At 46.5% G+C, this 23550-nt stretch carries 19 protein-coding genes and 1 tRNA gene; 14 read left to right on the top strand and 6 right to left on the bottom strand.

Going from position 1 to position 23550, the window contains the following annotated elements:
• Nucleotides 1-68 precede the first annotated feature (68 nt).
• A complete protein-coding gene (locus DF182_RS16065) occupies nucleotides 69-485 on the top strand; it encodes a response regulator (RefSeq protein WP_113616651.1) in 417 nt (138 codons plus the stop codon).
• Nucleotides 486-862: 377 nt separating this feature from the next.
• On the top strand, nucleotides 863-3157 hold the full coding sequence (locus DF182_RS16060; RefSeq protein WP_113616649.1) for a tetratricopeptide repeat protein: 2295 nt from the start codon (nucleotides 863-865) through the stop codon (nucleotides 3155-3157).
• Nucleotides 3158-3235: 78 nt separating this feature from the next.
• Here DF182_RS16060 and DF182_RS16055 read toward each other — a convergent pair whose 3' ends face one another.
• Nucleotides 3236-4459, bottom strand: a complete 1224-nt coding sequence (locus DF182_RS16055; RefSeq protein WP_113616647.1) for an ROK family protein — start codon at nucleotides 4457-4459, stop codon at nucleotides 3236-3238.
• 211 nt (nucleotides 4460-4670) lie between these two features.
• Here DF182_RS16055 and DF182_RS16050 point away from each other — a divergent pair, with 211 nt between their 5' ends.
• From DF182_RS16050 to DF182_RS16005, 10 genes are all read left to right on the top strand, one after another.
• On the top strand, nucleotides 4671-6533 hold the full coding sequence (locus DF182_RS16050) for an FAD-dependent oxidoreductase (RefSeq protein WP_113616924.1): 1863 nt from the start codon (nucleotides 4671-4673) through the stop codon (nucleotides 6531-6533).
• Between the two features lie 12 nt (nucleotides 6534-6545).
• Nucleotides 6546-7478 carry a DUF4434 domain-containing protein gene (locus tag DF182_RS16045; RefSeq protein WP_113616645.1) on the top strand — a complete coding sequence of 311 codons (933 nt, stop codon included), beginning with the start codon at nucleotides 6546-6548 and terminating at the stop codon, nucleotides 7476-7478.
• 10 nt (nucleotides 7479-7488) lie between these two features.
• Complete coding sequence (locus tag DF182_RS16040) at nucleotides 7489-8682, top strand: AGE family epimerase/isomerase (protein ID WP_113616643.1); 1194 nt, start codon at nucleotides 7489-7491, stop codon at nucleotides 8680-8682.
• Nucleotides 8683-8685: 3 nt separating this feature from the next.
• Nucleotides 8686-9927 (top strand): sugar MFS transporter, encoded by a 1242-nt coding sequence (locus DF182_RS16035; RefSeq protein WP_113616641.1) that lies wholly within the window; start codon nucleotides 8686-8688, stop codon nucleotides 9925-9927.
• Nucleotides 9924-10817, top strand: coding sequence for a DUF1501 domain-containing protein (locus tag DF182_RS16030; RefSeq protein WP_113616639.1), 894 nt, complete (start codon nucleotides 9924-9926; stop codon nucleotides 10815-10817). Before DF182_RS16035 ends, DF182_RS16030 begins: the two co-directional genes overlap by 4 nt.
• A gap of 409 nt (nucleotides 10818-11226) precedes the next feature.
• Nucleotides 11227-11308, top strand: a tRNA-Leu gene (locus DF182_RS16025).
• Between the two features lie 226 nt (nucleotides 11309-11534).
• The gene (gene tig, locus DF182_RS16020; RefSeq protein WP_113616637.1) at nucleotides 11535-12914 is read left to right on the top strand and encodes a trigger factor; all 1380 of its coding nucleotides are present in this window, start codon (nucleotides 11535-11537) and stop codon (nucleotides 12912-12914) included.
• Complete coding sequence (gene clpP / locus DF182_RS16015; protein WP_113616636.1) at nucleotides 12904-13608, top strand: ATP-dependent Clp endopeptidase proteolytic subunit ClpP; 705 nt, start codon at nucleotides 12904-12906, stop codon at nucleotides 13606-13608. Before tig ends, clpP begins: the two co-directional genes overlap by 11 nt.
• Nucleotides 13609-13866: 258 nt before the next feature.
• Nucleotides 13867-15108 carry an ATP-dependent Clp protease ATP-binding subunit ClpX gene (gene clpX / locus DF182_RS16010; RefSeq protein WP_113616634.1) on the top strand — a complete coding sequence of 414 codons (1242 nt, stop codon included), beginning with the start codon at nucleotides 13867-13869 and terminating at the stop codon, nucleotides 15106-15108.
• A 74-nt stretch (nucleotides 15109-15182) separates the two neighbouring features.
• A complete protein-coding gene (locus DF182_RS16005; protein ID WP_113616632.1) occupies nucleotides 15183-15494 on the top strand; it encodes a YtxH domain-containing protein in 312 nt (103 codons plus the stop codon).
• Nucleotides 15495-16010: 516 nt separating this feature from the next.
• Here DF182_RS16005 and DF182_RS16000 read toward each other — a convergent pair.
• From DF182_RS16000 to porX, 5 genes are all read right to left on the bottom strand, one after another.
• Nucleotides 16011-17150, bottom strand: a complete 1140-nt coding sequence (locus tag DF182_RS16000) for an acyl-CoA dehydrogenase family protein (protein ID WP_113616630.1) — start codon at nucleotides 17148-17150, stop codon at nucleotides 16011-16013.
• 11 nt (nucleotides 17151-17161) lie between these two features.
• Nucleotides 17162-18103, bottom strand: coding sequence for a ComEA family DNA-binding protein (locus DF182_RS15995; RefSeq protein ID WP_113616629.1), 942 nt, complete (start codon nucleotides 18101-18103; stop codon nucleotides 17162-17164).
• A gap of 66 nt (nucleotides 18104-18169) precedes the next feature.
• Nucleotides 18170-18931, bottom strand: coding sequence for an MBL fold metallo-hydrolase (locus tag DF182_RS15990; protein WP_113616627.1), 762 nt, complete (start codon nucleotides 18929-18931; stop codon nucleotides 18170-18172).
• Nucleotides 18932-18938: 7 nt separating this feature from the next.
• A complete protein-coding gene (locus DF182_RS15985; RefSeq protein ID WP_113616625.1) occupies nucleotides 18939-19262 on the bottom strand; it encodes a hypothetical protein in 324 nt (107 codons plus the stop codon).
• 22 nt (nucleotides 19263-19284) lie between these two features.
• Nucleotides 19285-20838, bottom strand: coding sequence for a T9SS response regulator signal transducer PorX (gene porX / locus DF182_RS15980; protein ID WP_113616623.1), 1554 nt, complete (start codon nucleotides 20836-20838; stop codon nucleotides 19285-19287).
• A 342-nt stretch (nucleotides 20839-21180) separates the two neighbouring features.
• Here porX and DF182_RS15975 point away from each other — a divergent pair, with 342 nt between their 5' ends.
• A complete protein-coding gene (locus DF182_RS15975; RefSeq protein ID WP_113616622.1) occupies nucleotides 21181-22407 on the top strand; it encodes an HD domain-containing protein in 1227 nt (408 codons plus the stop codon).
• 86 nt (nucleotides 22408-22493) lie between these two features.
• Nucleotides 22494-23543, top strand: a complete 1050-nt coding sequence (gene lpxD, locus DF182_RS15970; protein WP_113616620.1) for a UDP-3-O-(3-hydroxymyristoyl)glucosamine N-acyltransferase — start codon at nucleotides 22494-22496, stop codon at nucleotides 23541-23543.
• The last annotated feature ends 7 nt before the right edge of the window (nucleotides 23544-23550 follow it).

The following is a 23550-nucleotide window of genomic DNA, read 5'->3' as shown; positions in this document are numbered from 1 at the left end:
GATCATTACAGGATAATGCTAAGAAAATAACAACAAAATCCTAAATTTGTCTTTATTCTAAATATCATATGGTGAGCAGTTGTAAATATACCTCCGTACTTTTAGTTGATGATGATATAGATGACAGGATGATATTTGGCGATGTACTAAAAGAACTGGTGCCGGATATTATTTACAATGAAGCCATCAACGGTGAAGATGCCCTGGAGAGGCTGGGAAACGGCCTTGTTCCGGATCTCATCTTCCTGGATCTGAATATGCCCCGCATAAACGGGAAACAATTCCTCGCCGAAATACGCCAGATTGAGCATCTCAAACATATCCCGGTTATTATCTACACCACTTCCTCCCACGAATCTGATAAAAGAGAGACCCGCGAACTGGGGGCGGCTTATTTTATCACCAAGCCCAATAGCCTGCATGAGCTCAACCAGCTCCTCAAAGGCATTCTGGAGCATACCATCCAATACACGCTGAAGTCATAACACAAAAAAGGCCTTGCAAAGAATTGCATGGCCGGATGATAATTATTGTTAAGATATAATTTAGCTGTTGTCAGTCAACAGCGATGATTATTGTTGAAATTCCTTGTAACCAGTCTTTTTATAGATTTAATATCAGGTACAATACGCATCCATCAGTGAAGGCATAGGGCCAGCATAAAATTTCATATAACAAAAACGGGGGCATAGTGCTGTCAGGCATTCCCGTATTACCTGTCAACAGCGGGTTACACACTACCTTCGCTACATTCAGAACCCAATAAATATATATAAACGTTTTTAATATCCAGAAATTATTTACCGGTGCTGAATAACCTGCTTCAATATTAATAAATTGCACGTTCTAATCATTTGGTGTTATGAATCTGGAAGAACTGGAAAGGCTATATAATGAACAGGCATATACGGTAGCAATCATTCAGCTTGAAGCATACCTGGAGGAGCATCCGGCTGAAGCAGCCGCATGGCATCTGATGGGTTTATGTAAACTGGAAATAGCCAAGGCTGAGGATGAAAGGGATGAGATGATAGCAGAATATCACACCGCTTACGAAGCATTCAGCAAAGCGCTGGAATATAATCCTCAGCATATACAAGCCCGTGTACATCGTGCTTATATGGGCGCCAATGTGATGGGTGATAAAACAGCTGAAACACTTAGTGACTGTCAGATCATCATGGATAGTGGCGATGAAGAACTGATCACCAGGGCGCTGCTGTACCGTTTTCAGATATGGGTATTGGAAAATGAAACCGATAAAGCACTGGAAGATATCCACAGAAGCCTGGAAATTTATCACTCCCTTTATCAGGACGACCTGCCTCAGTTAAACGTGGCCAAATTCCAGTGTTATACCCGCATCGGCGACGTATACTATCACAACGATAACAAACCCGTAGCGCTGGACTACTACCGGCAGGCATTCCAATGTACTGTTTACAACAACAGGACACTTTCCACGTTGCATTTTGCCCTCGAAATGGCAGATTACGACTTCGCTGCAGATATGCTGCATATCATGAGTACGGCCGGCGAACATCGGGATGATGATATGTTGAAGATCCTGCAGAAAGTAAAAGCATTGCTGGACCAGGGAGTACGTCATTCTGCCCTGGCCAGGGAATATTGCTGGGGCACTATCGACTTCTGGAATCAGTTTTATGGAGATGATGATGCAGAAGGCACACTGGAACAGATATCCACCGGTAAACGGTTTATTGCCCTTTACCCTGAAGAGAGTTATTTCTATCACTTCACCGGCACTGCCCTCTTTAATATCGGCAGTTTCAGCGAAGCATTACCCTACTACGAAAAAGCCATCGCCATCAGGGCTTATCCGTCCAGCATCATCCGGTGGTATTATGCCTATTACAAAACACAGGGCAAACTCCCCGAAGGCTGGCCCGACACGGATTACAGCATTGCCTATGACTGGTATTCCGCCGGTGTTATCTGTAGTGAACTGATACAACAGGAACAAAATGCAGATGCCCGTAAGGCATTAACACAACTGAAAAAATTTCTCTACCAGAAAGCATTTTCTCTATATTACCCTTACTGGTATGAAAATACCGGTTCTTCCTATGCCGGCCACCCGCACCATTTTGCGATGTGCTGCAACAACTACGGCATCACCCTGTTTGAGCTGGGCTCCTACGAAGAAGCCATCCATGTGCACAGTGTTGGTTACAACATGTCACCTTTCTGGGAACAGCTGGAGTCCAGAGCCGATGCTTTTCATCAGCTGGGAAAATATGCGGAAGCCGTAGCAGACCGTCAACTGATCCTGAGCAATTTTATCTCTACCCTTCCGCTGGTATATTACGTGTCTATTCACGAACGCGTCATCGAAGACCTCACTACCCTGGAACGTTTCGATGAGGCCCTCACGCTGTACAATAAGATACTGGCTGAATATGAGGAATGGATTGCCGTAGATATGGAAGAACTGGAGAAAGAAGAAAAAGATATCATCATCTACAACATAGACCGTATCAAAACCGGCAGGGCTTTCATCAAAACCAACAGCCAGGACGATCTCAGCGAACGCATACAGGCGCTGGAAAAACACCTGGAAGAAAAGCCGGATGACAGCGATGCCTACTTTAACCTGATGTACCTGTACTTTGATAATGCCCAATACGAACACTGTATCGGCGCTGTCAATAATCGTATATCCATAGGCGGTATCCAGCGTTTACCACTGGTTTCGCAGATGAAGATCTATTATTTCCGAGGCAAGGCCGCACTGAAGCTGGAGAGATACACCGCCGCTATCCAGGATATGTTGCAAACGCTGGAGATCATGGCTAAAGGCGACGAGTCTGATAATTCACCCAACAACCGTTGCGGCGTATATGCGTACCTGGCAGAAGCATATCTGGGTCTGCATGATCATGACAACAGCCTGTTGTATTGCAACCAATGCACAGAGATCTATAAAAGCATGAACTGGAGCTGGGATGCCGAGTCCTCTACATTTCATTTCACGATGGCACTGGCCCAGGAAGGAAAAGGAGACGTGAGCGCCTGCAAAAAAATCATCGACCGTATTCTGGAAAATGATCCTGGTTTTCAGCCAGCCCTGAGTAAAAAAGCAGCGCTTAAAAACAACAGTGGTTTGTTTTCATTTCTAAGAAAAAAGAAAGACTAGTTTCATACAATCGCATAAAATAATAAGGCGCAAAGGATTTGAAACCTTTGCGCCTTATTATTTTATATTATCTGTGGACTAATTAATCAACACTTTATTGCGCACCAGCAGGCAGGCACCAATAATACCGGCCCGTTCACCCAGACTGGATATCCTCAGTTTGGTATCGTTATTCACGAGGCTGAGTGAGTATTTGTTGACAGCGCTTTTGATAGGCAAGCGGATATAATCCTGTGTGGCTGCCAGGCTTCCGCCTAATATCACCAGTTCAGGATTGAAGATATTGATCAGCAGGGCAATACCACGGCCCAGGTTCTCTCCTATTTTGGCGATCAGTTCGATGGCCAGCACGTCGTCGTGGATGGCGGCATCGATAATATCTTCCAGTTGTATACTCCCGGGGGCACCGTGTTTGCGGGAGAGCATGGAAGAGGAACCTTCCTTCAGTCTGTCCTGGAACATGCGGGTGAGGGCCCATCCGGAAGCTTCGGTTTCGAGGCAGCCTTTTTTCCCACAGTGGCAGATGATTTCATTATCAAATAGCGGAATATGTCCCACTTCACCGCTATAGCCTGATTTACCGTAATACAGCTGGCCGTCTATCAATACACCCATACCAATACCATAGTCGAGGTTCAGGAAAAGTACATTACGTTCGCCATGAACGGTATCTGAACAAAATTCGCCGTAGGCCATCGCACGGGAGTCGTTTTCCAGAAACACCCGGATGCCCAGTTTCGTTTCGATGATTTTGCTGAGTGGTTCTTCATCGAAGTAGAAAAAGCTGTAACTGTAGCCGGTAGCATAGTTGATGCGGCCGGACAGGTTAATGCCGATGCCCAGGATTTTTTCGCGGGGTACAGTCAGGCCATTGATAAAGTTGCTGATGAGTACACAGAGTTCTTCCAGCGAAGCTTTGTTGTTGTCCAGTTTATAAGGTATGCCTTCTTCTGTACAGACCAGATTTTTCTGCAGGTCAGACAGTCCGAGATTCAGGTGATGTTGTTTCACATCTACGCCGATAAAAAAAGCGGAGTCGGGCACCAGGCCGTACAGATTGGGTTTCCGGCCGCCGGTAGATTCTACTTTGCCGTAATCTTTTACCAGTCCGTCCTGTATGAGATCGTTGAGCAGGGTGGTTACTTTGGGAGCGCTGAGGTTAAGTTCTTTGCACATGTCGGCGATGGTGGCATTGCCGATGTTGGCGAAGTAGGCCAGAGCGGCCTTCTTCAGGTTAATATTTTTATAGGCTACCCCGGTAACATTGTCATTGTTCAGTTCTTCGAAAAAGGTCTTACCCATATGTGGTGTGTGCTTTACATGAATGAAGGGCTCAATTTAATAACGATATTCTTAATAATTATTAAAAGAGGGGCTGCAAAAATCGATTATTTAAATAAACATTTCATATTTCAAAAAATATTTTATTATTTAACAAGAATAAATAAATTTTATTAATTAGTATTATTGGTTACTAAAATAATTTTTTATTTTGGTTACCTATCTGTTCTTTATGATCTTATTAAGAAAACTTTTTATCAGCCAACTACTCTGTTTCCTTACCTGGAGCCTGAGTGCACAACAACTGCAGACAGATCTGCTTATCATCGGCGGCGGCGCCAGCGGCACCACCGCCGGCATACAGGCCGCCCGCATGGGCATCAACACCACCATCCTGGAAGAAACAACCTGGCTCGGCGGCATGCTCACCTCCGCAGGTGTTTCCGCCATCGACGGCAACAATGCCCTCCCCTCCGGCCTCTGGGGCGAATTCAGGGAACAGCTTCACCAGCACTATGGCGGCCCTAAAGCAGTGGCTACCGGCTGGGTCAGCAACACCCTCTTCGAACCATCTGTAGGCAACAACATCCTGCAGCAAATGGCCGCTAAAGAAAATAATCTGCATATCCACTTCAATACCCGGTGGACCGGTGTCAGCAAACAAAACGGTAAATGGCGTGTCAGTTTTATCCACAATAACCAACCCGGCACCATAGAAGCCAAAATCCTGATAGACGCCACTGAACTTGGCGACATCATGGCCGCTACCCGCACTCCCTATAGCACCGGCATGGACAGCCGCCTGCAAACCGGAGAAGCTGTGGCCCCGCTTAAAGCCAACAATTACATCCAGGTGCTTACTTATGTAGTCACCCTCAAAGACTACGGCAAAAATGCGGATAAAACCATCCCACGCCCTGCCGGATATCAGCCCGATATCTTCCGCTGCTGCTGCGCCGGCTCAGACCCTTACGGCAGCAACAACGGCAAAATGAACTGCGACTTCATGATGCAGTATGGCAAACTGCCCAATAACAAATACATGATCAACTGGCCCGGCTGCGGCAACGACTACCCGCTCAACGTCATCGAAATGAACAGGGAAGCACGCACCGAAGCCCTTAAAAAAGCTAAGCTTCATACCCTCCGTTATCTCTACTACCTGCAAACCGAACTGGGATACAAAAACCTGGGCATCGCCGATGATGAATATCCTACCGATGATAAACTGCCCATGATCCCCTACTACAGGGAAGCACGGCGCCTCAAAGGTATCACCACCCTCACTTTTAATCATGTAGCCAAACCGTTCGACCAACCGGAAGCCTATTATCGTACAGGCATTGCCGTAGGAGATTATCCGATTGATCATCACCAGGAAAAAGATCCCGCCGTACCTAAAATAGACTTCTCCAAAGCCAAAGTGCCTTCCTATAATATTCCGCTCGGTTCTCTGATACCAGCACAAACAGAAGATCTGATCGTAGCAGAAAAAAGCATCAGTGTCACCAACATCGTCAATGGCGCCACCCGCCTGCAACCAGTGGTGTTACAGCTGGGTCAGGCTGCCGGCGCACTCGCGGCCATCGCCTTACAACAACAGCTGCCACCCCGCAAAGTGGCTGTGCGGAGTGTGCAGCAGGCACTCCTCAAAGCCGGCGTATATCTGATGCCTTATATAGATGTCACCAAAGAAAATCCGCATTTTAATGCCATACAACGTATAGGCGCCACCGGTATACTCAGAGGATTTGGTGTGCCATACACCTGGGCCAACCAAACCTGGTTTTATCCGCAACGGCCTATCAGCGAATATGAGTTCACCCAGGGCCTGCTCACCTATTACCCGGCAGCACGGCAGTTGACGCCCACTGGACAGGATCTCACACCGGCTTTTATCGTCAAAGCATTTCAGGCAGCCGGCGCCACCGGCATCACCTACGAAAAAATTGCCGATGCCTGGCAACAGCTGCAGTTCAGCACTGCCATCAGCGACACCCTGTCACTCAACCGGGAAATGGCCGCTGTACTCACCGACCACTTCCTGCATCCCTTTGATATTCCCGTGACCTTTACCGGCACCCTTCAACCATAAATCAACAACAACATGAAAATAACAGGTACCTTCCTCGACGAAATCAGCCACGACATCCCCCACCAGAACTGGGGCCGCGCAGAATGGGATGCCGACTTCTCCCATATGAAAGCTATCGGCATAGACACTGTATTCCTTATCAGAAGCGGCTTCCAACGCTGGCTCACCTATCCTTCCCAGGTAGTCATGAAAGAAGAAGGCGGCTACGAACCTCCGGTAGACCTCGTAAAAATGTTCCTGGAACTGGCCGACAAACATCATATGAAATTTTACTTCGGCCTCTACGACTCCGGTAAATACTGGTGGAAAGGCGATTTCCAGAAAGAAGTAGACATCAACCTGAAAGTAATTGATGAAGTATGGAAAAAATATGGCCACTACAAATCCTTCCAGGGCTGGTACCTTACCCAGGAAGTGAGCAGACGCACCGGCAAAGTGATTGACCTGTATGCCAAACTGGGCAAACATTGCAAAGACATTTCCAACAACCTCCCTACACTGATATCTCCCTGGATAGACGGTAAAAAGGCTGTCATGGCCGCTTCTTCCACCATCACCAGAGAAGATGCTGTTTCCCTGAAACAACACGAATCAGAATGGAGTGAAATATTCGACGGCATCAAAGGCGTAGTAGATGCAGTAGCCTTCCAGGACGGCCACATCGAATTCCACGAACTACCCGACTTCTTCGCTGTCAATAAAAAAATGGCAGATAAATACGGCATCCAGTGCTGGACCAACGCAGAATCCTTCGACCGCGACATGCCTATCAAATTTATGCCCATCAAATTCGAAAAATTACGCATGAAGCTGGAAGCCGCGCGTAAAGCCGGCTACGACAAGGCCATCACCTTCGAGTTCTCCCACTTCATGAGTCCACAGTCTGCCTACCTGCAGGCCGGTCATCTGTACAACCGCTATAAAGAATACCTCAAAACCCTTTAAACAGAGAACAATGACATTTCATGAGTATGCCACGTTATATCAGCATAACCTTCTAAACGACGTAGTACCGTTCTGGTTACAACATTCGCCGGACAAAGAATACGGCGGCTATTTCACCTGCCTCGACCGGGAAGGAAAAGTATTCGACACCGATAAGTTCATCTGGCTGCAATGCCGCGAAGTATGGTGTTTCAGTATGCTCTACAACAAAGTGGAGAAAAAACAGGAATGGCTGGACATGGCCATCCAGGGTGCCGAATTCCTGAAAAAACATGGGCGCGACAAAGATGGTAACTGGTACTTCTCCCTTACCCGTACCGGAGCCCCGCTGATAGCGCCCTATAATATCTTTTCAGACTGTTTCGCTGCCATGGCTTTCGGCCAGCTGTACCAGGCCACCGGTAATGCCGACTACAGCCAAATCGCTATCACCACCTTTCACAACATCCTCAAAAGACAGGACAATCCCAAAGGGCACTATTCCAAAGCCATGCCCGGCACCCGGCCCCTGCAGAACTTTGCACTGCCCATGATACTCTGCAACCTCGTGCTGGAAATGGAGACACTGCTGGACAAACAGCTGGTCGAAAACACCATCCAACAGGGTATCCACACCGTAATGGATGTTTTTTACCAGAAAGACTCCGGCCTGATCATGGAAAACATTACTCCCGAAGGACAGCTGTCAGACTCTTTCGAAGGACGCCTCCTCAACCCTGGTCACGGCCTGGAAGCCATGTGGTTTGTCATGGATCTGGCCACCCGCAACAACGATCAGGCGCTGATCACCAAAGCCAAAGACATCACCCTCAGCCTGCTGGAATACGGATGGGACCAGCAATACGGCGGTATCTTCTACTTCCTCGATGTAAAGGGGTATCCTCCGCAACAACTGGAATGGGACCAGAAGCTGTGGTGGGTACATATAGAAACCATTATCAGCCTCCTGAAAGGATACCTCCATACCGGCGACGAAAAATGCTGGCAATGGTTCGAAATAGTACATGATTATACCTGGAAACATTTCCCTGATCCTGAAAATGGTGAATGGTTTGGTTATCTTAACAGGCAGGGCCAGCCGCTCCTTCCGCTCAAAGGCGGGAAATGGAAAGGCTGTTTCCATGTGCCGAGAGGCCTTTATCAAAGCTGGACTACGCTGCAGCAGATCGCAGCCAAACATGCATTATCCACTCAACCAAAATAATTTATGGCGGTAATATCCACTACAAACCAGGTACAGACCACGGTCTCCGGCAGCAAACAGTCGTATATGCCTGCCCTTATTTCGCTGGCAGTACTTTATTTTATGATGGGCTTCATCACCTGCCTCAACGACACCCTGGTACCCTTTTTCAAGAAAGGCTTCACCCTGAGTTATTCACAATCTTCGCTGGTGCAGTTTTACTTTTTTCTTACCTATGGCATCATGTCTGTTCCGGCCGGAAAAATCGTAAGCCGTACCGGTTACAAGAAAGGAATGGTGCTGGGCTTTGCCATCGCGGCTGTGGGAGGATTACTGTTTTACCCCGCTTCGGTGTTTCATCAGTATATGCTGTTTCTGGCTGCCTTGTTTGTAATCGCGATTGGTATTGTATTGCTGCAGGTAGCTGCCAATCCGTATATCACGGCACTGGGACCGGCCCATACCGCTTCGGCCCGGCTTACGCTGATACAGGGTGTGGGCTCTGTAGGCACTACTGTGGCCCCTCTTTTCGGTGCTCATTTTATCCTCACCAGACTGGAGGAATCCCATGCTTCCAGCGAGGCCGTACGTTATCCTTACCTGGGTATTGCAGCATTGTTATTGTTGATTGCTTTTGCCGTTTCCCGTTTAGCCCTTCCCGTTATCAGCACTGCCGGTAGTAATCAGGGCTCCGGAGAGAGCAGGGGCATTTTTTCTTACCGCAACCTGCGCTTCGGTATCATCGGCATTTTTGTGTATGTGGGAGCAGAAGTATCCATCGGCACCTTCCTTACCAATTATATCGTGGACCTGTTGGGCATCCCCGAAAATGTGGCCAATAACTATGTGGCCTTTTACTGGGGTGGTATGCTGGTAGGGCGTTTGCTGGGTGCCGGCCTTCTGCGCGTTTTACCGCCGCCGAGGGTACTGGCTGTATGTGCAGTGGGTGCAGTATTGCTGGTATTGCTGTCAGTAAGCACTACAGGCTATATAGCGGTATGGAGTATGATTGCCGTTGGATTGTGTAATGCGATCATGTTTGCCACTATCTTTTCCCTTTCTGTGGAAGGTGTGGGCAAACACACTACTACGGCTTCCGGCCTGCTGTCTACCGCCATCTGCGGAGGGGCTGTCATCTCCTTTGCACAAGGTTTTCTGAAGGACCATGCCAGCTGGCAGGTGGCTTTCCTCATTCCGGTAGTATGTTATCTCTATATTCTGTTTTATGGTCTCAATGGCTATAAGGCGCAAAAAACAATGGCATGAAGCGCAGAGACTTTTTAAAACAATCCGGTATGGCTTCAGGCATGATGCTGTTGCCGGCCTTTGTACATGCCGCCATGGCAAAGACCTCGCAGCCTGCTACCCGGCGGGTGGTATTTATTCAGCTGATGGGAGGCAATGATGGACTGAACACCGTTATTCCCTACCGGCAGGAAATGTACTACCAGCAACGGCCTCAGCTGGCCATCCCGGCGGAGGAAGTATTACCCGTCACCGCCGAATGGGGATTTAACCCTGCTTTGCGGGCGCTGCTGCCATTTTATGAAAAGCAGCAGTTGTTGGTATTACAACAGGTAGGTTATCCCGATACCGACACTTCTCATTATCACTCCAGCCAAATATGGCGTACCGGCTGTTTGCAGGGCCTGGAGGCCAACCACTGGCTACCTGCTACAATCCCGGCAACTGATCTCGGCACCGCCGATTTCGGCCCTACGCTGGAACATATCGCCAGCCAGATCGGCAAAGGAGATCCTACACAAGTGTATCACCTCGCCCTGGATGGTTTTGATACCCACCAGTTTCAGCGGGTACAGCAAGACCAGCTGCTGGCCACCTATGCACAGGGTGTCAGTACTTTTCTGCATGCCCTCCGGCGCAATGGCCAGCTGGACAACACCCTGGTGGTGACCTGGTCTGAATTCGGCCGTAGTGTATCACAGAATATCCGCCAGGGCACCGATCATGGGCATGGCAACCAGGTATATATCTTTGGCAGCCGGCTGCGCCAATGGGGTATCCAGCCCTGCACGCTTACGGGCGGAGAACTGCCTGTACGTACGGATTTCAGGAGCCTCTATGCAACTATTGGCAACAAGTGGCTGGGAGTTACCAACACCACTGATGTACACAATGAACTACTGATTGTATGATGATTTACGGACCGCTGAGCAGTTGAATGATGAATGATTGAGAGATGATGATGGAACATTTCCCGATCTTGATTAGTTGAATGCGAACGGGGAATTTTTTTGATGTATGATTATTTTTGATTTTTGATATTGGATGAAGATGAGTACTGGTATGATGATCATCCAACAGATCAGCGGTTCCTCCTTAATAATCACATAAATAAATGAATATCAATACATTCAGTGATTATAAACTCTACACAACCATCACACAAATCAGTGAGTATCAAACTAATCACAGTTATTTTTTTTAATTCGGGGAAAATAATACCTTTGCAATCCTTTTTGAGTAAAAAGCAATGCTTTTTTCTTATTTTCGCGCGGCCCTGACGGGGAAGTCGAATAGCAAAAGTTCTTATATTTATCAGTTCCGGGTGTGGTGAAATTGGTAGACATGCCAGACTTAGGATCTGGTGCCGCGAGGCATGGGGGTTCGAGTCCCTCCACCCGGACATATTTTTTAAGTGGCAATGTGTCAATATGGCAATGTGATAATGCTATGCTTTCCTTCACTTTCATTGTCACTGCAGTCATACCTGACGCGCTCTCACCTAATTAATTGTCTTTTATTTTTATTTTATTTCCTGCCATTCCTGCTTGCCGTTTGTGACTTCATGGCAGAAATACAAACAAGGAATCATTATTGCTTCTTAAAGAACATTTTTATACAATTCAATTATGGCAACCGTTACCAGAGAAAACATTGGTTTATTGAACGATAAGATCACTGTGAAAGTGAGCCAGGAAGATTACCTTCCTAATTTTGACAAAGCAGTAAAACAATTCAGCAAGAATGCAAATATCCCAGGCTTCCGTAAAGGTATGGTGCCTGCCGGTATGATTAAGAAAATGCATGGTCCAGCCATCTTTGGCGACGAAGTGCTGAAAACTGTGGAAAAAGAGCTGATGGGTTATGTACAGGCAGAGAAACTGGATATCTTCGGTCAACCACTCTCTCTGGAAAAAACTGCAAAAGATCTCGATTTCAACCAACCTGCTGAATATACTTTTGAATTTGAAGTGGGTCTGAAACCAGCTTTTGAAGTTACCCCGCTCGACAACAATAAAACCACCCTCACCAAATACAAGGTGGCTGTTACCGAAGAAATGGTAAATGACGAAGTTCAGCGTTTACAGCTGAAAGGTGGTAAACCATCTGAAGGCGAAGCGGTTAGCACTGAAGACGACATCATCAACGTTACTTTCGAAGAAGCTGATGCTAAAGGCAATGTAGTTGAAGGTGGTATCAAAAAAGAAACCAGCCTGCTGGTTAAATACTTCACTGAGGCTGTACAGGCTGAGCTGAAAGGCAAAAAAGTTAACGAAAGCATCGTAATCGAACTGGGCAAATCCTTCGACGAACAACGTCTGGCCTGGGTTTCAAAAGATCTGGGTATTGAAGCTGGCGACAAAGAAGCTGCTAAAAAGCACTTCAACCTGACTATCACCAAGATCACCCTGATCGAAAAAAGAGAATTAAACGAAGAATTCTTCAAAGAAGTTTACCCTGCGGATAACATCACCACAGAAGAAGCTTTCCGCACTAAACTGAGAGAAGAAATCGCGAAATACTGGGATTCAGAAAGCCGCAACCACATGCACAACGACCTGTTCGAAGTGCTGGTACATGAAACGCCGATCGAATTACCAAAGGATTTCCTGAAACGCTGGCTGCAGGTAGGTGGTGAAAAACCAAAAACTGCCGAAGAAGCCGAAAAAGAATTCCCGGGTTTCGACCACCAACTCCGTTGGACACTGATTAGCGATAAACTGGTTCGTGATAATAAACTGGAAGTTTCTTTCGAAGATCTGAAAGAAAACGCCAAACAAAAAGTACTGGGCTACTACGGTGGCGCTGCTGCTGATGGTGCTGAATGGCTGGATAGCTACCTGGACCGCCTGCTGCAGGACGAAAAATTTGTTGACCAGACTTATCGTGAAATGATCACTGCCAAGTTGTTTGACTGGGCTGAAACCAAGGTGAACGTGAAAGAAGAGGAAATCAAAGCAGAAGAATTTGTTAATTTACCTCATAAACATCACCATCATGAACATTAATAACGATGAATTCAGAAAATATGCCATCAAGCATCGCGGAATCAGCAGCCTGGTTGTAGATAGCTATGCCAAAAGCCACCAGATCAATAGCCTGACTCCATATATCCTCGAAGAGCGCCAGATGAATATGACCCAGATGGACGTTTTCTCCAGGTTGATGGCTGATCGTATTATTTTCCTGGGAGATCCCGTTAACGACTACGTGGCCAACGTTATTACCGCGCAGTTGCTGTTCCTGGAATCTTCCGACCGCAACCGTGATATTCAGATGTACATCAATAGCCCTGGTGGTAGCGTTTACGCTGGCCTGGGTATTTATGACACCATGCAGATCATTTCTCCTGATGTAGCTACTATCTGCACCGGTATGGCCGCCTCTTTCGGCGCTGTATTGCTGGTAGCTGGTACCAAAGGAAAACGTACTGCGCTGAAACACGCCCGCGTCATGATTCACCAGCCTCACGGCGGCGCTGAAGGTCAGACTTCTGACATCGAAATCACTGCCCGTGAGTTCGTGAAACTGAAAAAAGAACTCAACGAGATCATTGCCGGCCACTGCGGTCAACCCGTGAAAAAAGTGGAAAAAGACTCTGATCGCGACTACTGGATGACCGCTGATGAAGCTAAAGAATACGGAATCATCGACGACGTACTTCAGAAGAATCCGAAAAAACAACTGGACACTCCACAGTAATCCAGGTAGCGGGAATTAAAGACACACAGATATAGCATAAACGTAAAATGTTAAGTCTTGATAATCTTAATCTATCCTGCAAAATCTACTAAATCCGGACTGATCAGGAACCACCTGGCCGGTTAAGATAACTTTAACAGTCCCGCCACAGGCGGGGCTGTTTTATTTTACCACCTACCCGGATTTTTAGTGTAAATTTGTAACCCTGTAATAAGATTGCAGGCATTGTAGATTCGTCGAAAAATAATTAACGCTGAAATGAAAGAATCGAAAATTCGTTGTTCCTTCTGCAGCCGCTCTAAGGATGATGTGCAGATACTGATTGCGGGAGCGGAAGGACATATCTGTGAAAACTGCGTGGCCAATGCACAGGAAATCATTGACGCAGAGTTGTTCACTCCCGGCAAAAAAGCTGCCTCCACCGCTACCAACGTAATGCCCAAAGTAGCAAAGCCCATGGACATGAAAAAGTTCCTGGACGAATACGTTATCGGGCAGGACGATGCTAAAAAAATCCTGGCTGTAGCAGTATACAACCACTATAAAAGATTAAACCAGCAAATAGGAGATGATGAAGTGGAAATCGAAAAATCCAACATCATCATGGTAGGTGAAACCGGTACCGGTAAAACCCTGCTGGCCAAATCCATCGCCAAACAGCTGAACGTTCCGTTCACCATCGTAGATGCTACCGTATTTACAGAAGCTGGTTATGTAGGTGAAGACGTGGAAAGTATCCTCAGCCGCCTCCTCCAGGTATGCAACTATGACGTAGAAGCCGCCGAACGCGGTATCGTATACATCGATGAAATCGATAAAATCGCCCGCAAAAATGATAACCCTTCCATCACCCGTGATGTAAGCGGCGAAGGCGTACAACAAGGGCTGCTCAAGCTCCTCGAAGGTGCTGAAGTACTGGTACCTCCACAGGGTGGCCGCAAACACCCTGAACAGAAACTGATCAAGCTGAACACCAGCAACATCCTGTTCATCTGCGGCGGTGCCTTCGATGGTATCGACCGTATCATCAGCAGAAGAATCCAAACCCACTCTATCGGCTTCACCGTTAACAAGGAAAAAGAAGAAGAGAGCAGGAAACAGATCCTTCGCTATGTCAACTCCCAGGACCTGAAATCATTCGGCCTTATCCCCGAATTACTGGGACGTCTGCCAGTGGTGACTTACCTCAACTCACTCGACAGAGATACCCTCAAGGCTATCCTGACAGAGCCTAAGAACGCCCTGATCAAACAATACAAAAAACTGTTCGCCATCGAAAATATCGACCTTCAGGTTGAAGACGAAGCGATCGAATATATTGTAGACAAAGCAATGGAATATAAGCTGGGCGCCCGTGGCCTGCGGTCCATATGCGAAGTAGTATTGAGCGATGCCATGTACGAACTGCCATCTGCTAACGAAACCTCCTTTGCTCTGACCAAAGAATACGCGCAAAACAAACTGGAACGGTCTACGTTATCCAAGCTTAAAGTTGCGTAATCAATTACGGATTACGAATTACAGAACAATAATTCGTAATCCGTAACTTGTAATTCACCTTAAAACCCACTATCATGCAGGAACTCATTCAGCAATTACAGGCCAAAGCCGGCCTTACTCCTGAACAGGCAGCCCAGTCCATCGAAGTGATCAAAGAATATGTGAAAGGCAAGCTTCCCCCCTTTATCGCCGGCACCGTAGACACCTGGTTCGCTAATATGTCCGATAAACCCGGAGAAAAGAAAGAAAGCCTCGCAGATCAGGCCAGCGATTTCATGGATAATGTGAAAGACAAAGCTGAAGACTGGAAAGATAAAGCGGAAGGATGGGCAGAAGAAGCTAAAGATAAAATCACTGACTTCTTCAAAGACAAAAAACAACCCTGATTGATGTGATGATAATGATGCTCCTGATGATCAAAGCAAAACAGCAGATATGAGCAGTTATCATTTATGAAGATAAAAGCAAAGCCCCCATTGACTAAATATCAATGGGGGCTTTGCTTTTATCTTCGTTCCATCAGTAAATATCATACGTATCACAGTTCATTTTTGAGGGAGTGCTTTTTACGTCTGAAAGCATAACGTGGAAATTACAGGTCCTAATGATTTGTACTGATACGAGTGAATTTCGGTATAAGAAAGCACCCGTTTAAAGGGTGCTTTCCATTGCGTAAAAGTGTTTCAAATCTTTCTCTGATTTTGTGTTAAGGTTGATAAACGGTAAAGAGTGATGAATTAACCCAAATTTAACGTTCCTTTTGCAATATCTAAATAACACTAAAGGGGTAATATTTCATTTTTTTGTAAAAAAAGATGAAAGGTTTGCAGCTTTTCATTTTTTAAATTAAAAAAAATCACCTATCTCAATACCATCAAAATCAATAACAAAAATCCATATAGTTATCTTAGTGCCTCTCTGGCAATTACGATCTTTTGTATCTCTGAAGTGCCCTCTCCGATAGTGCATAATTTTGCATCTCGATAATATTTTTCCACCGGGAAGTCTTTGGTATAGCCATATCCGCCGAAAATCTGTACGGCGTCGTTGGCTACCCTCACCGCTACTTCCGAGGCGTAATATTTAGCCATGGCAGCTTCTTTGGTCATTTTCACATGCCTGTTCTTCATATCGGCAGCCTGGAGGGTCAGCAGGGTGGCGGCCTCTATTTCCGTAGCCATATCTGCCAGTTTAAAGGATACTCCCTGGAAGGCAGCGATAGGTTTATCAAATTGATGGCGTTCCTGGGCGTATTTTACGGCAGCATCGCGTGCGCCCATGGCAATACCCAGTGAAAGCGCCGCAATCGAAATACGGCCTCCGTCCAGCACTTTCATGGACTGTATAAAACCGTCTCCTTCAGCCCCCAGCATATTGGCTGCCGGTATGCGGCAATTATCAAATATCATTTCAGCTGTTTCGGATGCCCGCATACCCAGCTTATTCTCTTTTTTACCGCCACTGAAACCCGGTGTACCTTTCTCTACCACGAAGGCGGTCATACCATGACTATCTCTCACATTGCCGGTGCGGGCAATCACCACGGCCACATCACAGCTTTTTCCATGAGTGATCCAACATTTGGTACCGTTCAGTACCCAGTGATCACCATCCTTTTTGGCTACACATTTCATGTTCATTGCATCAGAACCGGTATTGGGCTCTGTAAGGCCCCATGCTCCAATCCATTCGGCAGAAGCCAGCTTGGGCAGATAACGTTTTTTCTGCTCTTCGTTGCCGAATTGCAGGATATGGCCGGTACATAAAGAGTTATGTGCCGCCACACTCAGTCCGATAGCACCACAGAAACGGGCTATCTCGCTGACAACTGTTACATATTCCAGGTAACCCATACCACTACCACCATACTCCTGTGGCACCAGCACCCCCATTAATCCCAGTCCACCCAGTTGTTTGAAAAGCTCCACAGGAAACTCCTGTTTTTCATCCCACTCCAACACGTGTGGTGCAATATGTGTTTTTCCGAAATCCCGGATCATCTGGGCAATCTGTTGCTGCATATCCGTAGGCTCAAAATTCATAACGTGCGGGTTTAAAAAGTGATTACAATGTAATGTTCAATTTTACGATAAATAATCTCATCTACCAACGGTAGCTGCCTGAGCTCTTCAACATGCCTGAAACCCCCATGGGCACTGCGATACTGTACTATCAAACGGGCCAGTTTATAACGTATATATGGATGTGCTGCCAAAGATTTTTCATCTGTGAGGTTGAGGTCTAATTTTTTTAGAGAACTATTACCGTTCTGCAAAAAAGGTTGAATTTTTTTAAAGGTACTGTCCGGTAAACCATAACATTCGCTCACCTGCATGATATCATAAAACCCTCCCAGCTTATCCCGGAAAGCCACGATACGCCTGGCAAATCCAGGCCCTATACCTGGCAACGACTGCCAGGCGGAGGTATCAGCGGCATTAATATCAATGATATGGGGTGATGGCTTGGGATGGTAAGCACTGCTATCTTTTCTGTAAGTATAACTATTATACCTGCGTTCGAAATGCCGCGCACTGTCCGGCGCTCTCATTCCCCTCTCCTCCCGAACAATACGGACATAGGGTTGCAGTTGCCGGCATAATACAGGCGTAAGCCCGTATATCCGTTGCAGGTCCGTTGCCTGCCGGAACCGCCCTCCTTTCTCCAGATAACGGGCAATGGTGGCTGCCGTACGGGCACTGATACCCAGCTGCTGCCATCCGGCTGCAGACAAGGTATTAGGATCAAAATAAAAGAGCGTGGGCTGTGATGTATGGGCATATGTGGTTGCAACCTCCACACTGTCTGCCTGCAGGGCTTCCAGCGCTTGCAAGGCATTATAAAAACCTATAGTATCGGCAACGGCTGTACGATGAAAATGTGCCCACCAATGAGGCAGCCGGCTGGTAAGGACTATCAGCGCCAGCAACAACAAAATACCGGCACGTTCCTTCCGGGAGAAATGAAATAAAGCTTTCAGATAAGGCTTACGCATGGGGTAACATTCAGCCCCAAGATAAAAAACAGGAAAATGAAAACTGTTAACAGGAAGTAAATGCGCTTATATTTCCAGGGTAAGCCCGTCATAGGCCAGTGCCATACCATCAGGCAACTCTTTCATCACCTCATCATGCAATCCCAGCTGGTGGCTGATATGGGTAAAATACACCTGTGGCACTTCCAGCTCTTTTCCCAGTGCAATGGCTTCTTCCAGCGTAAAGTGAGAGATATGTTTTTCCTTCCTCAGTGCGTTCAGCACCAGCACTTTGGAACCGCGGATTTTTTCTTTCTCTTCCGGGGCGATAAAATTGGCGTCGGTGATATAGGTGAAGTCGTGGATACGGAATCCCATCACCGGCATCTTATAGTGCATCACCTGTATCGGCGTAATAGTAAGGCCATTCACCGCAAAAGGCTCATCATCAATGGATTTCAGCGTGATCTCCGGAATACCGGGATATTTAAAATCAGCAAAGGCATAGGCAAACTCCCGCATGATAACATTCTGCGAGAATTCAGTTGCATAGATATCGATGGCGCCCTGCTGGAAATAATTGAATGCCCGGATGTCGTCCATCCCGGCGATATGATCTTTATGTGAATGGGTGATCAATACTGCTTCCAGGTGTTTTACCTGTGCCCGCAGCATCTGATAGCGAAAATCGGGGGTGGTGTCCACCACGATATTACCTGCTCCTGAGGAGATAAAAATGCTACTCCTTAAACGCTTGTCTTTGGGATTGGAAGATGTACATACTTCACAACCACAAGCTATAACCGGTACTCCCTGCGATGTGCCTGTTCCAAGAAATGTGACTTTCATCCGATGGTTAGTTTTCTGGTGCCTCTTCCCCGACGGTAGCTGCTGCTTCATCAGCATCCGGCACGGGTTTACTGTTCAGGATCTGTTTATAGAGCTTGTGCGATTCTGCAGTCAGCAGCTCCTCATCCAGCGGAAGCGTGGTTAAGATATCCAGCAGCGTGTTAATACGTCCTTCCAGGTTCAGAAACTTGTTGATCACTACAACCTTTTTGGCTTCAAGGATACAATAACCGGAAGTAAAAGAACCTTTCTCAAAACGCAGTATATACTTGGCATCTTCGAAAATCTTCTCCAGCTTGGTCAGGTTACCAGGTGTGATCTTAATGTTCATACTACAAATGTAACTAAAAGAATCACTTCGATACCATCCTTACCACGGGCACAATCATTTCTTCCAGCGAAATACCGCCATGCTGGAAGGTATTGCGGTAGTAGTTCACGAAGTAGTTGTAGTTGTTGGGATAACACAGGTAACCATCTCCCCGGGCGAAAATATAGGACGAATTGACGTTGGGTTTGGGCAGGCCGGCATCGCGCGGATCGCGGAAAGCCAGTACTTCCTTGGCGTCGTAGTTGAGGTTACGGCCGTGTTTATAGCGAAGATTGGTAGTGGTTTGTTTGTCACCGATCACTTTTACCGGTGTTTTTACCCTTACGCTGCCATGATCGGTAGCGATGATCAGATTAATTTTTTTATCGCTGATCCGTTTGAGGGCCTGATGCAGCGGGCTGTGTTCAAACCAGCTGGCTGTCAGCGAACGATAAGATGCCTCATCACTGGCCAGTTCTTTCAGCACTTCCATTTCTGTGCGGGCATGACTGAGCATGTCCACAAAGTTGTATACGATGATACTCAGCGGATAGTCCATCAGGTTATGGATATTGTTCAGCATATGCTGAGCGTCGGTATGGTTGGTGACCTTGGTGTAGGAAAACCGTGGGTCCATTTTCAGGCGCTGCAGCTGGCCTGCGAAAAACTTCTCTTCATAGAGGTTTTTTCCGCCTTCTTCATCATCATTTTTCCATTCCTGCGGGAACTTATGTTCGATATCTATCGGCAGCATGCCGGCAAAAATGGCATTGCGGCTGTATTGTGTACTGGTAGGGAGTATGCTGTAAAATGTGTCTTCTTCCACCACCCGGAAAGATTCCTGGAAAATGGGTAGTATTGCTTTAAACTGGTCAAGGCGCAGGTTATCGATCAGCAGAAACACATTGGGCACTTCAGGGTCAAGGAAAGGCACAATCTTTTTACTGAAGAGCGTATGTGACATGATGGGTGCATCGGTAGTTTTAGGATGCAGCCAATCGGAGTAATTACGGCTGATGAATTTGGCGAATTCCGTATTCGCTTCGGCTTTCTGGGTATGAAATACTTCCAGCATTTCGGGGCTGTTGGCCTTGGTCATTTCCATTTCCCAGTAAACGAGCTTTTTGTATATCTCCATCCATTCGTTGTAGTCGGGATTGGAGTTGAGCGCCATAAACAGGGACCGGAATTCCTGCTGGTAGGCGGTGGTGGTTTTTTCGGCCACCAGCCTTTTGTTGTCGATGATTTTTTTGAGCGATAATAATACCTGGTTGGGATTGACTGGTTTGATGAGATAATCGGTGATCTGGGAGCCGATGGCATCGTCCATCACATTTTCTGCCTCGTTTTTGGTGATCATCACTACCGGGATTTGCTGGTCTATCTCCTTGATTTTGCCCAGTGTTTCCAGGCCGGTGATGCCGGGCATGGATTCATCGAGGAGTACCACATCTACCACCTGTTCTTTCAGGAATTCGAGCGCATCATATCCGTTGGTGAGCGCAGATACCTTGTACCCCTTGCTTTCCAGAAAGATGATTTGTGATTTTAAAGATTCGATTTCATCATCTACCCAAAGTATATTTATCTGGCTCATAGTTCGGTTTAAGGTTGCAGAAAACAGAAAATTACCGCTATTTTCTGTCAAAAATCATTCCCCGCAATATAGAAGGCGGTAATTATATGTTAAAAATGGGAGGCGGTTATAAAATCCCAGTCTAAAAAGTGGGGGCGGTTCCCAAAGTTACTTACCTTCGCGTATAACAATTTTCTACCTGTAACCTACCAATTGTTTTTACTGTAATAGGGGTTTTCCCCTGGCAAAAGCGTCATTATAAGTAAAAAAAATACATATAATTAATTCATAGTGTAGTTTTGTGTAATGTCACTATGAATTTTCAGGTGCGCATAGGCATTTGAAATTGAATAATCTGATGCAATGACCGAACGCAAGCGAAAAATTGTTAATGATCCGGTGTATGGCTTTATTACCATAGATCACCCGTTGATTTTTAACCTCCTTTCACATCCCTGTTATCAGCGTTTACGCCGGATCCACCAGATGGCCCTGGCACACCTGGTATATCCCGGGGCAATGCATACGCGTTTTCATCACAGCCTGGGCGCCTACCACCTCATGACGATGGCCCTTCAGGAGCTGAAGAGCAAAGGCGTGGAAATCACTACAGAAGAAGAAGTTGCTGCCAAACTCGCCATCCTGCTGCACGATGTGGGTCATGGCCCCTATTCCCATGCTTTGGAGAATGGTATTATCGAAGGCGTGTCTCATGAAGCCATTTCCCAATGGCTGATGGAAGACCTGAACAACCAGATGGATGGAGCTTTGTCACTCACCCTCGATATTTTTAATGGCCGTTATCATAAAAAATTCCTGCATCAGCTGGTTTCCAGCCAGTTGGATGTAGACCGGATGGACTATCTCAACCGTGACAGTTTCTTTACCGGGGTGGCTGAAGGTACCATTGGTTATGACCGTATCATCAAGATGCTGACTGTTCACCAGGGAGAACTGATGGTGGAGGAGAAAGGTATCTATTCCATTGAAAAATTTATTGTGGCCCGCCGCCTGATGTACTGGCAGGTATATCTGCACAAAACGGTACTCAGCGCGGAAAACATGCTGGTCAAAATACTCGTCCGGGCAAAGGCACTGGCTCAGGACGGTCAACAGCTGTTTTGTTCGCCGGCGCTGGCCTATTTCCTGTATAATACCGTTACGAAGGACAATTTTGAAAGAGAGCCGGATTGTTTGAAATTATTCTGCGCCTTGGACGATTATGATATCATGGGCGCGATTAAAGTCTGGTCGGAGCATCCTGACAAAGTCTTGTCACTTTTGTGTAACTGGCTCATTAACAGGGAATTGTTTAAGGTCGTACTAAGTAATGAACCATTCGACAATAGTGCGGTAGACCTGTTGCGGCAACAGGTGGCACAAAAATGGCAGATAGCAGACAGCGACCTGGATTATTTTGTTTTTACGGACGTGGCCACTTTAAGAGCATATAATGTAAATGATGAGAAGATCAATATCCTGTTTAAAGACGGAACTGTAAAAGACATTTCCTCGATAGATAATGCATTGATTAGTCACACACTGGCTATACCGGTAAAAAAATTCTACATTTGTCATCCAAAAATCTAGGCTAACAACGTTTTACGAGTATTAAAATGTTAAAAAATAAATTAATAAATCCGGAGTAGGCCTGGAAAACATTACAAATATTATTTATGCAATTTAGCGCATTACAGTTAGCGACCATGTTAGATGGTAAGCTGGAGGGAAATCCGGACGCGAAGGTGAGCAACATCGCCAAAATCGAAGAAGCAGGTGAAGGGATGCTCAGTTTTATTGCCAACCCTAAGTACGAAGAGTTTATATATACTACCAAAGCATCCATTCTGATTGTGAATGAAAGCCTGGTAACCGAAAGACCGGTACATTCCACCCTGATCCGGGTAAAGGATGCCTATAGCAGCTTTGCGCTGTTGCTGGAAAAATACCGGTACCTGACCGGCAACAAATCTGGTATACAACAGCCTTCCTATATCCCTTCGTCTGTAAAAATGGGAGAAAACGTGTTTGTCGGCGCTTTTGCCTATCTGGGTGAAAATGTAGTGCTGGGCAACAACGTAAAAATATATCCGGGCGTATACCTGGGCGAAAATGTGGTGGTGAACAATGATGCGGTACTGTACCCCGGCGTAAAAGTATACGACAATTGTATTGTAGGCAGCCGTGTGATCCTGCACGCTGGTTGCGTAATCGGCGGCGACGGCTTTGGTTTTGCGCCTCAGCCCGATGGCTCCTATAAAAAAGTGCCTCAGATCGGTAACGTTATCATCCATGACGACGTGGAAATTGGTGCCAACACGACCATCGACAGAGCTACTATGGGCTCTACCATTATCCGTCAGGGTGTGAAACTGGACAACCTGATCCAGGTAGCGCACAATGTGGATATCGGTACTAATACCGTGATCGCTGCACAGACCGGCGTTTCCGGCAGCACCAAAATAGGCCAGAACTGTGTAATCGGTGGCCAGGTGGGCATGGTAGGTCATATCCACATTGCCGACGGCACCAAAATCAACGCCCAGAGCGGACTTTCCAAATCTATCACTGTGCCCAACTCATCTCTGACCGGCTCTCCAGCATATGATTATAAAAGTTCGCTGAAAAGTCAGGCAATTTTTAGAAATTTGCCGGACCTTGAAAAACGCGTGAAAGAATTAGAAGAGATGGTAAAACAACTGTTACAGGAAAAAGCAGGGGTTTAAAATAATC

The sequence above is a fragment of the Chitinophaga flava genome (genome assembly GCF_003308995.1).
GTDB classification, from domain to species: domain Bacteria; phylum Bacteroidota; class Bacteroidia; order Chitinophagales; family Chitinophagaceae; genus Chitinophaga; species Chitinophaga flava.
This window is presented reverse-complemented; position numbering and strand designations above follow the sequence as displayed.